General features: G+C 63.9%; 16 protein-coding genes and 1 tRNA gene. 10 read left to right on the forward strand and 7 right to left on the reverse strand.

Features of this window, described 5'->3' with window-relative positions; genetic code table 11:
- Window positions 1-49 precede the first annotated feature (49 nt).
- The 3 genes from ACHIRB_RS06440 to ACHIRB_RS06450 are packed head-to-tail and all read left to right on the forward strand — an operon-like array spanning window position 50 to window position 2,887.
- Entirely contained in the window at window positions 50-529 is a 480-nt protein-coding gene (locus ACHIRB_RS06440) for a DUF222 domain-containing protein (RefSeq protein ID WP_395127646.1), read from the forward strand.
- A gap of 1 nt (window position 530) precedes the next feature.
- Window positions 531-2,162, forward strand: coding sequence for an HNH endonuclease signature motif containing protein (locus ACHIRB_RS06445; RefSeq protein WP_395127651.1), 1,632 nt, complete (start codon window positions 531-533; stop codon window positions 2,160-2,162).
- Entirely contained in the window at window positions 2,159-2,887 is a 729-nt protein-coding gene (locus ACHIRB_RS06450) for a hypothetical protein (RefSeq protein ID WP_395113778.1), read from the forward strand. The genes ACHIRB_RS06445 and ACHIRB_RS06450 overlap by 4 nt, the downstream gene beginning before the upstream one ends.
- A 30-nt stretch (window positions 2,888-2,917) precedes the next feature.
- Here ACHIRB_RS06450 and ACHIRB_RS06455 read toward each other — a convergent pair whose 3' ends face one another.
- On the reverse strand, window positions 2,918-3,340 hold the full coding sequence (locus ACHIRB_RS06455; protein WP_395113777.1) for a DUF2000 family protein: 423 nt from the start codon (window positions 3,338-3,340) through the stop codon (window positions 2,918-2,920).
- 73 nt (window positions 3,341-3,413) lie between these two features.
- Here ACHIRB_RS06455 and ACHIRB_RS06460 point away from each other — a divergent pair, with 73 nt between their 5' ends.
- A complete protein-coding gene (locus ACHIRB_RS06460; protein ID WP_395113854.1) occupies window positions 3,414-4,268 on the forward strand; it encodes a helix-turn-helix domain-containing protein in 855 nt (284 codons plus the stop codon).
- Here ACHIRB_RS06460 and ACHIRB_RS06465 read toward each other — a convergent pair.
- The 4 genes from ACHIRB_RS06465 to ACHIRB_RS06480 form a co-directional block, all read right to left on the reverse strand.
- Window positions 4,228-4,299 (reverse strand) — tRNA-Val (locus ACHIRB_RS06465). The genes ACHIRB_RS06460 and ACHIRB_RS06465 overlap by 41 nt on opposite strands.
- Window positions 4,300-4,331: 32 nt before the next feature.
- A complete protein-coding gene (locus tag ACHIRB_RS06470; RefSeq protein WP_395113776.1) occupies window positions 4,332-4,796 on the reverse strand; it encodes a peroxiredoxin in 465 nt (154 codons plus the stop codon).
- A 47-nt stretch (window positions 4,797-4,843) separates the two neighbouring features.
- On the reverse strand, window positions 4,844-5,266 hold the full coding sequence (locus ACHIRB_RS06475) for a DUF3052 domain-containing protein (protein ID WP_199706973.1): 423 nt from the start codon (window positions 5,264-5,266) through the stop codon (window positions 4,844-4,846).
- Window positions 5,267-5,408: 142 nt separating this feature from the next.
- Window positions 5,409-5,948: a hypothetical protein gene (locus tag ACHIRB_RS06480; RefSeq protein WP_395123740.1), complete on the reverse strand. Its 540-nt coding sequence runs from the start codon at window positions 5,946-5,948 to the stop codon at window positions 5,409-5,411.
- 175 nt (window positions 5,949-6,123) lie between these two features.
- Between ACHIRB_RS06480 and aceE the strand changes: the two genes are divergently transcribed.
- The 6 genes from aceE to ACHIRB_RS06510 all read left to right on the forward strand — a co-directional run bounded on the left by aceE (window position 6,124) and on the right by ACHIRB_RS06510 (window position 14,591).
- Complete coding sequence (gene aceE, locus ACHIRB_RS06485) at window positions 6,124-8,967, forward strand: pyruvate dehydrogenase (acetyl-transferring), homodimeric type (protein ID WP_395123739.1); 2,844 nt, start codon at window positions 6,124-6,126, stop codon at window positions 8,965-8,967.
- 42 nt (window positions 8,968-9,009) lie between these two features.
- On the forward strand, window positions 9,010-10,341 hold the full coding sequence (locus tag ACHIRB_RS06490; protein ID WP_395113773.1) for a PucR family transcriptional regulator: 1,332 nt from the start codon (window positions 9,010-9,012) through the stop codon (window positions 10,339-10,341).
- Between the two features lie 127 nt (window positions 10,342-10,468).
- Window positions 10,469-11,386 (forward strand): ACP S-malonyltransferase, encoded by a 918-nt coding sequence (locus ACHIRB_RS06495; RefSeq protein ID WP_395123738.1) that lies wholly within the window; start codon window positions 10,469-10,471, stop codon window positions 11,384-11,386.
- Window positions 11,387-11,497: 111 nt separating this feature from the next.
- Window positions 11,498-11,800, forward strand: a complete 303-nt coding sequence (gene acpM, locus ACHIRB_RS06500) for a meromycolate extension acyl carrier protein AcpM (RefSeq protein WP_199706978.1) — start codon at window positions 11,498-11,500, stop codon at window positions 11,798-11,800.
- 8 nt (window positions 11,801-11,808) lie between these two features.
- Complete coding sequence (locus ACHIRB_RS06505) at window positions 11,809-13,059, forward strand: KasA/KasB family beta-ketoacyl-ACP synthase (RefSeq protein ID WP_199706979.1); 1,251 nt, start codon at window positions 11,809-11,811, stop codon at window positions 13,057-13,059.
- Between the two features lie 98 nt (window positions 13,060-13,157).
- Window positions 13,158-14,591 carry an acyl-CoA carboxylase subunit beta gene (locus ACHIRB_RS06510; protein ID WP_395113771.1) on the forward strand — a complete coding sequence of 478 codons (1,434 nt, stop codon included), beginning with the start codon at window positions 13,158-13,160 and terminating at the stop codon, window positions 14,589-14,591.
- 6 nt (window positions 14,592-14,597) lie between these two features.
- Here the strand turns inward: ACHIRB_RS06510 and ACHIRB_RS06515 are convergent, their stop codons facing one another.
- Complete coding sequence (locus tag ACHIRB_RS06515; RefSeq protein ID WP_395113770.1) at window positions 14,598-14,945, reverse strand: hypothetical protein; 348 nt, start codon at window positions 14,943-14,945, stop codon at window positions 14,598-14,600.
- Between the two features lie 43 nt (window positions 14,946-14,988).
- Entirely contained in the window at window positions 14,989-15,501 is a 513-nt protein-coding gene (locus tag ACHIRB_RS06520) for a DUF3145 domain-containing protein (RefSeq protein ID WP_199706982.1), read from the reverse strand.
- Between the last annotated feature and the right edge of the window lie 82 nt (window positions 15,502-15,583).

The following is a 15,583-nucleotide window of genomic DNA, read 5'->3' on the forward strand; positions in this document are numbered from 1 at the left end:
TTTGATGACTTCTGAAGAATCAGTCCACTTAAGCAGATAAGCAGTATGTATGTTCTACTCAGGGGGAAGTGCAGAAACCGAAGGTCCGGAGGAGGTCCGGACCTACCCACTACACATCAGCGTCGCTGACGAGTTCGCACTCTTGGAGCGCTACCGCGTCAACGAAAACGTCAACGCCTGCTCCAAAGTGATGGCCGCAACCGACATCTGGTGGACCCGGATGCGCACCGAATCCGACCTCGTCGCCGCCGGTGCCAAGGTGGCGGTCGGCAACTCCGTCTTCGCCGAAATCGGCGCCGCCCTGGGCTGCTCGGCCACCACCGCACACACCATGGTCGACGTCGGCATCGAACTCAACTCCCGATTCCCCCGCTTCTACACCGCCTTCGACGACGGACGCCTCGACTACGCCCGAGTCAAAGTCGTCTGCACCACCCTCACAGAAGCCAGCACGACGACGATCGAGAAGATCGAATTCCTCGCCTTGTGCGCGGCGAAAATCCTCACCCCCCGGCCCACTACGACGTGAGATCTGGCGACTATGGATGGAAGCCAACCCGAAAGAAGCGGCCGAAGCTCGAGCGCAGTCGACGAAGACTGATCGCACCGCCTATGTGCGGAAAGGCACTGCCGGGTTGTCGTGGCTCTCCGCAGCCATCACCGACCTCGAAGGTGTCGAAGCAGATCAACTCCTCGACGAAATCGCCGACACCGTCTGCCCCGAAGACTCCCGCAGCCGCAACGCCCGCCGCGCCGACGGGCTGATGGCCCTGCTGCACGGTGAGCGGTCGTTGCGGTGTGACTGCCGATCGACTGATTGCCCGACCCGCGACATCGACCTCGCCCCGCGGCGCGGGCATCTCGCCCAGATCGTCATCGACGCGAAAACTCTCCTCGGATTGAGCTCCGATCCAGGACACCTCGGTGACGGGACACCGATCGATGCGGACCTGGCCCGCATCCTCGCCGCCGACGCGACCTGGCAAGCGATCCTCGTCGAACTACGATCCGCCGCGGTGGCCGCGGCCGGACCGGGAACCGCTGCAACCGAACACGATTCGAGCAGCTACACCGACGCCGCGATCGCCGGCGAAGGCACTTCAGATCCACATTCGGAGGCGGCACAACAGGCGACAGCCGACGGCACCGACAATGCAGTCCGCAAGAGCCGAGCCGAACAGCCCGCACCTCCGCAGACAACCGATCCGACCACCGACGACAATACGGTCGACCACGAATCAGACTTCCACGACGAGACCGTTCCCGAAACCGCAGACGCGAATCCCGAACCTGTTGACCCCGAACCGGATTCACCACCCACCGAGGTCGAGTACCTGCACTACCTCCGCCGCGGCCGAAAACACCGACCCGGCGCCCTAGCCCACCCCACGACGACGGCACCGCCCTGCCTGCACCGTGCCCGCAGCGTCGGAAAAGTCATCGACGACATCCTCACCGCCATCGCCGAGGACGCATCCCTGCGCCGCGGGATCTATCCCGACGGACACGGCGGACACCTCGAACCTCCACCCGGTGCGTTGATCTACCGACCCCGCGCCGAAGTCGCCGAGTTGGTCCGCGCCGCCTACCCCACGTGTGTATTCCCGAATTGCACCGTCCCGTCCCGCACATGCGAACTCGACCACCGCGTCCCGTTCCGCCACCCCAACCCCGCAGCGGGTGGCTGGACCATCTTCGACAACCTCCAACCGCTGTGCAAACGGCATCACGACATCAAAACATGGCAACTGTGGACCTGCACCGCCCTCCCCGGCGGCGCCATCCTCTGGACCAGCCCCACCCACACCCCCCACATCACGCTGCCCAGCCACCACGCCATCGTCGGCGCACCCCAACCCGAGCCGCCGAAACCCCCACCACCAACTCCAGCCCCCGTTAGCTACGCCGACCCACTCACCGCTTACGAAGCCAACGAACTGCTCTACGAACCCACCTGGTGGGAAACCTTCGCCGACGTCGACGCGACGGCGACGTTCGCCGACCACGACCCCTACCTCCGAGACCGCTACCGCGAACACCTCGCCATCGTCAGCAAACGCCTCGACGACGCCGGACCTCCATGGGAGGCAGACCCCACCACCGAATGTGGGGCGTGCCCCAGTGACCCGGATGCCGTCGGTGCGGAATCGTCTCCGCAATGACACGACGTATGGCGACGCTCGTCGCCCTCGCACTCTCGCTCAGCGTTGCATTCGTCTTCGTTCCTCGGCTGTTCGCGAACGGAATAGCCGACAAGCTGAGCCCAGCGTTCGTCGAATACTGGACCTCCGGTGACCGGGAACTGCCTCTGACGCTCGCGGCGCTTGTCGACGACTGGTTCGCCTTTCACACTGCGAAGGCCTCGATCGCGGCCATTCTGCTTGTCGTGCTGATCGCGCTCTCCAGACAACATTGGAAAACGTTCCTGCACAACGGCGGTCGCGCATTTGCGCTCGCAGGCGTCGCCGTCACCGGACTCACGCTCTTCGCGCTGGTGGCCCTACTGGCCAACATTCAAGGTGCGGCAGCACCTTTCGCGTCGTTGTTGCCGATGCTGACATCGGCAACGATCGGCCAGGTCGACCAAGCACTCACCGCCGGCGGCCCGACCCCGCCTAGCTTCGGCGTGATGTCAGACGACTTCGCGGTCTACCACGCGGCAATGGCGGTGCTCGCGGTGACGGCGGCGGCAGCGTTCATCGGTGCGAGCGTTCTGTTGTGGCGCAAGTTCGCACAAGCGGACTCGCGACCGAAGCGTCTGTTCGCCGGACTTGGAGTCACTTCGACGCTCGTCGCATTGGCCATGATCGTTGTTGCCGTGGCGAATACCTCGAACGCGATCGATCCCGAACCGGGCCTGCGGGCGTTCTTCGAGGGAGGATGGTGATCCAAGGGACACGACGCCGACATCCCAAGATCAGGGATGCATGCGGGAACCCTTGACGATTTTGTCGACGACGTTCTTTCCGGCATATAGGCCGATGCCGACGAGGTCGAGTTCCTCGGTCGTCACCGCCCGCACGGCCGCGCGATTGTCGACGTCGTTGTTGGTGGCAAACAGGTCGGAGGTAAAGATCGAGATCGGCAAGTCCCGGCCCATGGCCCGTGCATGCGCCCTTTGCAACGTCTCCTTGGATCCGGCGAAAACCAGGACAGGCTGGCGGAACACGGCCAGGTACTCCGCGTCACCGGCGTCCACATACGGGTCGCCGATAAGTTCAGGGTGTGCGGCCGCGATCCCGCTCACGAGGAACGCGGTGACGTTGAGCCGCTGCCACCCCTCTAGGTCATCGCGCAGCAGGACGGCGATCTTGGTGTTCGGCGATTCGTTGTTCTCCACGATCGATGATCCTGCCGCCGACCGCACCTCGCCGTCTTGTACGTTCCTGACCGCTCCGCAGTAGAGTTTCTTCGTGGGGGACGGTTCCGAAGTTGGCGCATGGCGGCCGCAAGTCGACGGTATCGAGGAAGTTTTTCACGCCACCTTCGTCGATCATGCGTATCCGTCGCACACTCATGACACCTGGACGTTGCTGATCGTCGACGCGGGCACGATCCGCTACGAACTCGACGGCAACGAACATGACTCGATTCAGGAGTCCGTCACGCTGCTGCCACCGCAGATCCCACACGACGGGCGCACGGTCAGCGTCGGCGGCTTCCGCAAACGCGTCCTCTACCTGGGTGCCGACGTATTGCAGGGCATCGGGCGCGCCGTCGACGGGCCCACGCTGCGCGACGGGTTGCTGCGCGACCGCGTCAACCGCCTGCACAGGACGCTGCTCGTCCCGGGTGACATTTTCGAGGCCGACAGCCGGCTCGCCTTCATCGTCGAGCGGTTGCAGAACTACCTGCGACGGCTAGCGCCGGATCCACCTGTGTTCCGGGACGTTCCACTGGCCCGGCAACTGCGCGAGCTGATCGACGCCGACCCTACGACCGGAATAACGCTGAACCAGGCGGGCACTCTGTTGCACGCCGACCCCACCCACTTGGTGCGCACTTTCAGCCGGGAGTTCGGCATCGCGCCGCACCAATACCTGACCGGCCGGCGGATCGATCTGGCACGTCGGCACCTACTCGAAGGCCATCGCCCGAGCGAGGTGGCGACGATGGTGGGGTTCCACGACCAAGCCCACCTGAATCGGCACTTCAAACGGATGATCGGTACCACCCCTGCGAAATTCGCGCGCAGTGGATCGGTTGTGCGGGGACTGCTGAAATCGGTGGGCGCAGAGGGGTTCGAACCCCCGACCGCTGGTGTGTAAAACCAGAGCTCTACCGCTGAGCTATACGCCCTTCGACAACCGGCTGAGCCGGTTGTCAACGCCTCAAGAATCTAGCGTGGCTAGCGCATTCTCCCAAAGTGACTGGTCACGGGCCTCGCCGGGACCGTTCATTTCGGCGAATCGGATAATTCCGGCCTTGTCGACGACGAACGTCCCGCGGTTTGCGAAGCCGGCCTTCTCGTTGAACACGCCGTAGGCCTGCGCGACTTCGCCGTGCGGCCAGAAGTCGGAAAGCAATGGGAAGACGTAGCCCTGCTCCGACGCCCAGATCTTGTGCGTCGGAGAGGGTCCGACCGAAATCGCGAGGATTTCGGTGCCGTCGTTCTGGAATTTGGGAAGCTCGTCCCGCACGCGGCACAGTTCGCCTTGGCAGGTTCCGGTGAAGGCCAGCGGGTAGAACACGATCAGCACGTTCTTCTTGCCTCGGTAATCCGAGAGCGTCACGACCTGATTGTTCTGGTCCTTCAGCGAGAAGTCGGGCGCGGTTGCGCCAACCTCGAGCGGCATCGACAAATCCTTCGGTTATGTGAGTTAGGAGTTCGAGACGAGGTGCGTCAGCGCTTCGGTACGCGCGCTTTCGGCTGAACCAATCGGCTGCCTGCCCAGTCTCCGAGGTTGATCGCGGAAGTCTGAGTCAACCCTGCCGTCGGTGCCGATTCTGCGATTTCGCTCGGCTCGACATGGCCGGGATGGCCGGTCTTGGGAGTAAGGACCCACACGAATCCGTCGTCGGAAAGCGACACGATGGCGTCCATCAGAGCGTCGACGAGGTCGCCGTCTCCGTCACGCCACCAGAGCAACACGACATCGATAACTTCGTCGGAATCCTCGTCGAGAAGATCACCGCCGACAGTTTCCTCGATATCGGCGCGCAAATCGTCGTCTGTGTCATCGTCCCAACCAAGCTCTTGAACGGCCATATCGTGAGAAATGCCAAGCTTCTGGGCGTAGTTCTGCGCGTCCGCCGCGGCGACCACGGTGGTGTCCTCCTCTAGTTAGAGCGTTCAGGTAGTGAAAGCGAACATGGTCGAAGCCGATAGCGCAAGCTGCAGGCCCGAATTCACTGCCAAAAACCGTCGCCGTGGCCGATCTTGGTTGCCGAGCCGCGTCGAGCGAAAATCAGGGGCATTTATCCAGAGCGGCGTTCTTGGCGTCGTTGGATGCTGTTGCCGCCGCGTTCAGCGGCGCAACAGGGACCCTACGCTCGACCGCATCGGCCAACCCATTCTCCTTGGCGACAACGTCGCGCATGGCGGCGCTGACGTCGTCGTTCAAATCGCTGCTGATCACGCCGTCGACCGTGTTTGCCCCATCGCGGAGGGCGCCGGCAGCCGCCGTTCGCTTCGCTTCCATGTCGGGCGCGTTGGCGTCGAGCGCGGCGATGAAGTCGTTGTATTTCGCTGTGGAGGCTCGCGTCGCGTCCTGCATCGACGTGCATGCGGTAACCAACGCGGTCGCGCGCTTCGACGACGTCGCCGCGGCCGCGGAGCTGGCCGCCGCCTTCGAGGACGAGGTGACCTCTTTTTTGTATTCCGTGACCTGTGCCTGATTGGCCTCGGGTGTGCCGGATACCTGCGATGTGCACGCGACAAGCACCAATCCAGTAGCCACCGCCGCGCACGCAGCTGCCAGTCCAGTCCTCGCTGATACGAAATTCATCGCCGCCCCCACTCTCCTGACAGGTTTCCTCGAGCACGTTAGTCGATTCACCGAACGCTGGCACACGATGGTGAGGGATGATTGCAGGTGCAACACACGTCACATGTGCAGCCCACACCCGGACCGTGCATTGGAGGGCACGCCTACAGCGCGTGCAGCCACACGAGGAGCAACGTTGACCGACCTGACCAACGAATCGACAACCGGGACAAGCGAAGGTGGCAGCAAGCCACCGGCCGCAGCCAACGGCCGCGGCGGCTCATCGGATCGGGTGCGCGTCATCCGAGAGGGCGTCGCGTCCTACCTGCCTGACATCGATCCGGACGAAACCGGTGAGTGGCTGGAGTCGTTCGACGCACTGCTCGACCGTTCCGGGCCTGGTCGGGCGCGCTACTTGATGTTGCGCTTGCTCGAGCGCGCAGGCGAGAAGCGCGTATCGATCCCCGCCCTCACCTCCACCGACTACGTCAATACGATCCCCACCGAGAACGAGCCGTGGTTCCCCGGTGACGAGGATGTCGAGCGCAGATTCCGCGCGTGGATCCGTTGGAACGCGGCAATCATGGTCCACCGCGCGCAGCGTCCCGGCGTTGGCGTCGGCGGCCACATCTCGACCTACGCGTCCTCGGCCGCGCTGTACGAGGTCGGCTTCAACCACTTCTTCCGTGGCAAAGATCACCCCGGCGGCGGCGATCAGATCTTCATTCAGGGTCACGCCTCCCCCGGTATCTACGCCCGCGCATTCCTCGAGGGCCGCATTCCTGCGTCGAAGATGGACGGTTTCCGCCAGGAGTACAGCCACGCGGACCAAGGTGGCGGCCTCCCCTCCTATCCCCACCCTCGGTTGCTACCCGACTTCTGGGAATTCCCGACGGTCTCCATGGGCTTGGGCCCGATGAACGCGATCTATCAGGCGCGGTTCAACCATTATCTGACCGACCGCGGCATCAAGGACACCTCGGACCAACATGTCTGGGCATTTCTCGGCGACGGCGAGATGGACGAACCCGAGTCGCGCGGCCTCACTCACGTCGCCGCGACCGAAGGTCTCGACAACCTCACCTTCGTCGTCAACTGCAACCTGCAACGTCTGGACGGACCCGTCCGCGGCAACGGCAAGATCATTCAGGAACTCGAATCGTTCTTCCGCGGCGCTGGTTGGAACGTCATCAAGGTCGTCTGGGCCCGTGAATGGGACGAACTGCTGCACCGGGATCGCGACGGCGCACTGGTGAACCTCATGAACACAACTCCGGACGGTGATTTCCAGACCTACAAGGCAAACGACGGCGCCTACGTCCGCGATCACTTCTTCGGACGTGACCCGCGGACGAAGGAGCTGGTCAAAGACCTCAGCGACCCGCAGATCTGGAACCTCAAGCGTGGTGGTCACGACTACCGCAAGGTGCACGCCGCCTACGCGGCCGCTCTGCAGCACAAGGGACAGCCGACCGTCATCCTCGCGAAGACGATCAAGGGCTACACCCTCGGCAAGCACTTCGAAGGCCGCAATGCGACGCACCAGATGAAGAAGCTGACGCTGGACGATCTCAAGGACTTCCGCGACGTGCAGCGCATTCCTATCTCGGACGCCGAATTGGAGAAGGACCCGTACCTGCCCCCGTACTACCACCCGGGGAAGGACGCGCCCGAGATCGCCTACATGCTCGACCGTCGCAAGGCGCTCGGTGGCTTCCTCCCCGAGCGGCGCACCGTCGCGAAGCCGCTGAAGTTGCCAGGCGACGACACCTACAAGGCAGCCCGCAAGGGTTCGGGCAAGCAAGAGGCCGCCACCACCATGGCGCTCGTCCGGATCATGAAGGAACTGTTGCGCGACAAGGAGATCGGCTCGCGAATCGTGCCGATCATCCCCGACGAGGCCCGCACGTTCGGCATGGACTCGTGGTTCCCGTCTTTGAAGATCTACAACCGCAACGGTCAGCTGTACACGTCGGTCGACGCCGAGCTGATGCTCGCCTACAAGGAGAGCCCGATCGGGCAGATTCTGCACGAGGGCATCAACGAGGCAGGGTCGACGGCCAGCTTCACCGCGGTCGGCAGTTCGTATGCGACACATGGCATTCCGATGGTCCCGCTCTACATCTTCTATTCGATGTTCGGGTTCCAGCGGACCGGCGACGGACTGTGGGCCGCCGCCGACCAGATGGCACGAGGATTCGTTCTCGGCGCGACTGCGGGCAGAACGACGTTGACCGGTGAGGGTCTGCAACACGCCGACGGGCACTCGCAGGCCTTGGCGGCAACCAATCCCGCGGTGGTCAGCTACGACCCGGCGTTCTCCTTCGAGATCGCACATATCGTCAAGGACGGTCTACGTCGGATGTACGGCGGCACCGAGGGTGTCGACGGGTTCGGCGGCGAGAACATTTTCTACTACATCACCCTGTACAACGAGCCCTACGTACAGCCGCCGGAGCCGGAGAATCTCGACGTCGAGGGTCTGCTGGCAGGCATCTACCTCTACAAACGCGGAGCCGAAGGTGGCCCTCGGGCGCAGATTCTCGTCTCGGGCGTGACCGTCCCGGACGGACTGAGGGCGCAAGCGCTGTTGGAGGAGGACTGGGGTGTGCACGCCGATGTGTGGTCGGTGACTTCGTGGAACGAACTGCGTCGCGACGGCATCGAGTCGGAGAAGAAGGCGCTGCGCGATCCGAGCGTCGACGCCCCTGTCCCCTATGTGACGAGGGCGCTCGCCGACACCGAAGGACCGTTCGTCGCGGCATCGGACTGGATGCGCGCGGTGCCGGATCAGATCAGACAGTGGGTGCCGGGCGACTTCACGACACTGGGCGCCGACGGTTTCGGTTTCTCCGACACCCGTACCGCGGCCAGAAGGGTGTTCAACATCGACTCGCAGTCGATCACTGTCGCCGCTCTGTCCGCGCTTGCGCGTAGCGGCGAGATCGATCGCGACAAGGCCGTCGAGGCCGCCGAGAAGTACGGCATCGACGACGTTCTCGCTGCACCGATTTCGACTGCGGACCCCGGCTCGGCCTGACGGTGGCTTCGATGACCCTGGAAGGGGCGTAGGTTCAGACGTATGGCCGAGCAACGTCCGCCGACCGGACGCGATGGGGGTCAGCGGCTTCCCGAGAACGAGGTGTACCTACCTGTTGCGGCGCTGTCTCCCGCAAAGCAGAACCGGGATCCGCTTCCGGACACACTGCTCAAACGGGTAAAGCAGTTCTCCGGCAGGTTGTCCACCGAAGCCGTCACCTCGATGCAGACCCAGTTGCCGTTCTTCGGGGATCTGGACGCCGCCCAGCGCGCCGGCGTCCAGATGCTCGTGCAAACGGCTGTGGTCAACTTTCTCGAGTGGTTGCAGAATCCCGAGAGCGACATTCGGTTCAGCCTGGACGACTTTCAGGTGATCCCGCAGGACCTGGCCAGACGACTGACGCTGCGGCAGACCGTCGACATGGTCCGGGTAGCCATGGAGTTCTTCGAACAGTGGCTGCCCGCGCTCGCTCGAAACGACCGGCAGTTGGTCGCATTGACCGAGGCCGTGCTTCGCTACGGTCGCGAACTCGGTTTCGCGGCCGCATCGGTGTATGCGAGCGCGGCGGAATCTCGCGGCGCATGGGACACCCGGCTGGAAGCGCTTGTCGTCGACGCCGTCGTCCGTGGTGACACGGGGTCCGACATGCTGTCGCGGGCGGCCACGCTCAACTGGGACGCCACCGCACCCGCAACGGTGCTCGTCGGCACGCCACCCGAAGATCAGGGTCTTTTCGTCGTCGGTGCCGTGCACTCGATCGCCCAGAAACACGGTCGTGCCGCTCTCGCGGTCGTCCAAGGCAGTCGTCTGGTTGCAGTCGTCAGCGGCGAGCTCCACAACGGTGTCGCGAACGGCACCTTCCTGACCGACCTGCTCTCGGCGTTCTCCGACGGGCCGGTCGTGATCGGTCCGACCACACAGACCCTCGCCGCCGCACACACCAGTGCGGCCGAGGCGCTGGCAGGTATGGAAGCAGTCGCGGGGTGGCGTGGTGCCCCTCGTCCGGTGCACGCGGCGGAGCTGCTTCCCGAGCGCGCCCTGGTGGGTGACAACGCCGCGGTTTCCGCTCTGAACGAACACATCGTCGTCCCGCTCGCTGCGGCCGGATCGGCTCTTGCGGACACCCTCGATGCCTATCTAGACTGCGGCGGAGCTGTCGAAACCTGCGCACGCATACTGTTTGTTCATCCAAATACCGTTCGGTACCGACTCAAACGAATCGCCGAAGTTACCGGCCGGGATCCTATGAATCCCCGCGATGCGTACGTGCTCCGAGTCGCATCGACAGTAGGTCGACTGACTCAAAACCGTAACGATCTGCGGTCTTCTGCATCAGCAGCCACACACGTCACATTTGGAGAATTCGGGACGTAACGCCAGGGCTTGGCTGGCGATGGCCGCCCTATTCCAGCTCTTTTGTTGGAAGCCCACAAAGCAGGTCACCAAGGTTCATGGTCAACAACATCTCTTCGGAGCGGGTCGAAGGTGTTCTCTTGTAGACGTGATCGCAATGCTTGCGCCCGGACAGGGCTCTCAGACTCCCGGCATGCTCGGACCATGGCTCGAACTGGCCGGTGCAGCCGACCGTCTCGAACTCTGGTCGAAAGCGTCGGGTCTGGATTTGGTCACCCTCGGCACCACCGCGACAGCTGAAGAGATCACCGATACCTCGATCACGCAGCCGCTCGTTGTCGCAGCAGCGCTGCTTGCATACGAGGAACTCGAGAGCCGCGGCGTCATCCCGGCCGATGCGATCATCGCGGGACATTCGGTCGGAGAACTCGCCGCCGCAGCAATCGCGGGCGTCATCACAGCAGACGAAGCAGTCACCCTCGCCGCGATCCGCGGCGCGGAGATGGCGAAGGCTTGTGCGCTCGAGGCAACCGGCATGTCGGCCGTGTTGGGCGGCGACGAAGCCGAAGTGCTCGCCCGTCTCGCCGAACTCGACCTCATCCCAGCGAACCGCAACGCAGCCGGACAGATCGTCGCCGCTGGCAAGCTCGACGCCCTCGCCGAACTGGCAGCGAACCCGCCAGAAAAGGCCCGCGTTCGCCCGCTTCCCGTCGCAGGCGCATTCCACACCGCGTTCATGGCACCGGCACAGGACGCGGTCACCGCGGCGGCCGCCAACATCACGCCGACCGACCCGACCCGCACGCTGCTCTCGAACTTCGACGGCGAGCCTGTCGCATCCGGCGCCGACGCGCTGACTAAGCTGGCCGCGCAGGTCACCCGACCGGTGCGCTGGGACCTGTGCACCGCAACCATCCGGAACGCGCAAGTGTCCGCGATAACAGAACTTCCGCCGGCAGGTGCGCTCATCGGTATCGCGAAACGCGAGCTGCGTGGCACACCGACACTGGCACTCAAAGTGCCGGCGGATATCACCGCATTGGTCGAGCTCGAAGGGTTCGGCTAATTCAGCGCGCAGCCAGTGCTGCGCAACCGCACTAGGCCAACCGGCCGACCTGCACGCGTCCAACTCGGACAAATTTCGACAAGCAGACCCAATATAGAAGGGAGCCACGCAGTGGCCACTCAGGAAGAACTCATTGCCGGCATCGCGGAGATCATCGAGGAAGTTACCGGCATCGAGCCGTCCGAGGTGACCATCGAGAAGTCCTTCGTCGACGACCTCGATATCGACTCGCTCTCCATGGTCGAGATTGCAGTGCAGACCGAAGACAAGTACGGCGTCAAGATCCCCGACGAGGATCTCGCCAGCCTGCGCACCGTTGGCGACGCCGTCAACTACATCCAGAAGCTGGAATCCGAGAACAGCGACCTGGCTGCCGAGCTGCGCGAAAAGTTCAGCGCCGACAGCGCAGAGTGAGTAGAGCCGTGACCAGTCCTTTCCTCAGAAACGGGAACTTCCCCAACGTCGTCGTGACGAGCATGGCAGCGACGACGTCGATCGCGGGTGACGTGGACGCAACGTGGAAGGGCCTGCTCAACGGCGAAAGCGGTATCGACGTACTCGAGGACGACTTCGTTGCCGAATACGACCTTCCGGTCAAGATCGGCGGCAAGCTGAAGGTCAATCCGGCGACCCTGCTCACCAGGGTCGAGATGCGTCGACTCGCTTACGTCGAGCGGATGGCCACGGTGCTCGGACGCGAAGTCTGGCGTAATGCAGGTAGCCCGGTGGTCGACCCCGAACGTCTCGCGGTCGCCATCGGCACCGGCCTCGGCGGCGGCGACGCACTGATCGATTCGGTGGAGAAGCTGAAGAACGGCGGGTACCGCAAGGTGTCCCCGCTTGCCGTTCAGATGGTCATGCCGAACGGTCCGTCGGCGGTCGTCGGCTTGGAACTCAAAGCGCAGGGCGGCGTGATCACGCCGGTCTCGGCTTGTTCGTCCGGTTCCGAGGCCATCGCCAACGCTTGGCGAATGATCGTGATGGGTGATGCCGACATCGTCGTCACCGGCGGCGTCGAGGGTCATATCGATGCTGTCCCGATCGCGGCGTTCACCATGATGCGCGCCATGAGCACACGAAACGACGATCCGAAGGGCGCATCGCGTCCGTTCGATCGTGACCGCGACGGATTCGTCTTCGGCGAAGCCGGCGCACTCATGGTCCTCGAATCCGAGGAGCATGCTCGCGCACGCGGAGCAACGATCCACGCTCGGGTGCTCGGCGCAGGCATCACGTCCGACGGATACCACCTCGTCGCGCCCGATCCGGAAGGCAACGGCGCAGCCCGTGCCATGCGGCGGGCAATCGAGACCGCGGGCTTGACCAAGGCGGACATCACGCACGTCAACGCTCACGCAACGGCAACACCTATCGGTGATACAGCCGAAGCCAACGCGATCAACAAGGCTGTGGGCAACCATGCTTCGGTGTACGCACCGAAGTCTGCACTCGGTCACTCGATCGGCGCCGTCGGCGCACTCGAGTCCGTACTCACAGTCATGAGCATCAGGGACGGGATCGTCCCACCGACGCTGAACCTGGACAACCAGGATCCAGCGATCGATCTCGACGTCGTGCACGGCGAACCTCGTCGTGGCGAAATCGAGTATGCGATCAACAACTCGTTCGGTTTCGGCGGGCACAACGTAGCGCTCGCCTTCGGTCGGGCATAACCCGACCAGCTGGCTCGTCTCGATCCGGATGGATCGCCTGACCATGGCGATCCATCCGGACCACGGCCCCTCGTGGGCATAGCTCCAGGAGGACGGCGATGACTATTTTGGCCCCCGCAACAAGGCTGGATGCAGCTACGGATCCGCGCGATCCTCTTGTCAGACTCCAGAACTTCTTCGATTCGGGCACCGTCACGCTGTTGCACCCGCGCGACAGGTCCGGCGTCCTCGCCGCGATCGGCGAAGTCGACGGCGTCCGCACCGCCGCATACTGCTCGGACGCGACCGTCATGGGCGGCGCAATGGGAGTCGACGGCTGCAAGCACATCGTCCTCGCCATCGACACGGCGATCGACAAACAGATTCCCGTTGTCGGACTGTGGCATTCCGGTGGGGCACGCCTCGCCGAAGGAGTCGAAGCCCTGCACGCCGTCGGACTCGTCTTCGAGGCGATGGTTCGAGCATCCGGCAACGTCCCACAGATTTCGGTCGTCCTGGGCTTTGCCGCCGGTGGCGCCGCATACGGTCCGGCACTGACCGACATCGTCATCATGGCTCCGGAAGGCCGCGTCTTCGTGACCGGCCCGGACGTCGTGCGCAGTGTCACCGGCGAGCAGGTCGACATGGCGTCCCTCGGCGGACCCGACACCCACACCAAGAAGTCCGGCGTCGCCCACATCGCGGCCGCCGACGAGGCCGATGCGCTGCACCGCGCTCGCCGCTTGGTTTCCATGTTCTCCGAGCAGGGCACATTCGATCAGGTTGCCGCCGAGCACGGTGATACCGACCTGAAGACTCTACTGCCCGCGTCCGCGCGGCGCGCATACAACGTCAAGCCGATCGTTCACGAACTTCTCGACAACGTCGACGGAGAGTCGAGTTTCGAAGAGCTGCAAGCGAACTGGGCTCGCAGCATCGTGACCGGACTCGGTCGCATCAGTGGCCGCACCGTCGGAGTCATCGCGAACAACCCGATCCGCCTCGGTGGTTGCCTCAATTCGGAAAGTGCCGAGAAGGCCGCGCGTTTTGTGCGACTGTGCGACGCATTCGGCATTCCGTTGGTCGTGATCGTCGACGTACCCGGCTATCTGCCCGGCGTCAGCCAGGAATGGGAAGGTGTGGTTCGCCGCGGCGCCAAGCTGCTGCATGCCTTTGCAGAGGCTCGGGTCCCGCGCGTCACCCTGGTGACCAGAAAGATCTACGGCGGCGCCTACATCGCTATGAACGCTCGCGCGCTCGGCGCGACAGCGGTCTTCGCGTGGCCCGAATCAGAGGTTGCGGTGATGGGCGCGAAGGCGGCTGTCGGCATCCTGCACAAGCGCGCCCTCGCGGCGGCTCCGGACGACGAGCGCGAAGCGCTGCACGACCGCCTCGCTGCCGAACACGAAGCCATTGCGGGTGGCGTGGGGCGCGCTGTCGAGATCGGCGTGGTCGACGAGATCATCGATCCGGCCAAGACTCGAAGCAAGATCACCGCGGCGCTGGCTGCCGCGCCCGCGCGACGCGGCAATCACAAGAACATTCCGCTCTGACCGGTTTCAATCCGAGGTCTTGTCGTCGCTCTCTGCAGCGGCCTTCTTGTCTTCCTCCGTGGCGTTTTCACGATCTTCGGGCGGGATGATCTCGCCTTTGTCGTCGAGCCAGTCCGCGATGGCCGTCCCTGACACAGTGCCGTCGGTGCCTGGCAGAACTACGGATTTTCGCGCGTCGGGTTCGTACTTGTCCTCGAGTTGCTTGGCTTCCTCTTTGGCGCTGTCGAGCGCTTCCTGATCGGGCTCAGGCGTCTCGGTGACCTGCTTGCCATCGGTCGGGTCGGCGCGGTCGACCGCGTCGGAACCGGTGCCTTCGTCGGCCGCCTTCGCTTGCTCTGCATCTGTTGATGTCATACGACGGGGGTTCCCTTGCCCCGTCATGTCAAACCTTGAAAACTCAGCCGACGTCGCGACGCAGCCAGGTCACTTCGGCACCTTCGCCGCCACTGCGGTAGGGCTCGAGTGCGTCGTCCCACGCGGTGCCGAGAGCCGTGTCGAGTTCGGTCATGAAGCTGTCGCGGCCGGCGGCCAGCATCGAGCGCAGGCGCATCTCGCCGAGCACGACGTCACCGTTCGCGCTGGTCGATCCACGCCAGAGTCCGAGTCCGGGAACGAAGCTGAACCGTTCGCCGTCGACCCCTTCGCTCGGATCTTCGGTGACTTCGAAACGCAACATCGACCAGGACCGCAGCGCGTTTGCGATCCGCGAACCGGTGCCGACAGGGCCGACCCAGTTGCTTGTCGCACGCAGCAGCCCGTCAGAGGCCGGCTGTGCCGTCCACTTCAAGTTCGCCCGTGTCTCGAGAGCCGCTGTCAGGGCCCATTCGACATGCGGGCACAGCGCAGCTGGCGACGAGTGGATGTAGACAACACCCGATGTCGCTTCGGCGAACTGATTTAATGCGCGCACCTCAAACACCTCCGGCTTCGACGAGGGGACGTCTTCCCCAACGGCCTCTGTCTGAACGGAGAGCGATGCTTCAGTTACCTAG

The sequence above is a fragment of the Antrihabitans spumae genome (assembly GCF_043944905.1).
In the GTDB taxonomy this organism is placed as follows: Bacteria; Actinomycetota; Actinomycetes; order Mycobacteriales; family Mycobacteriaceae; genus Antrihabitans; species Antrihabitans spumae.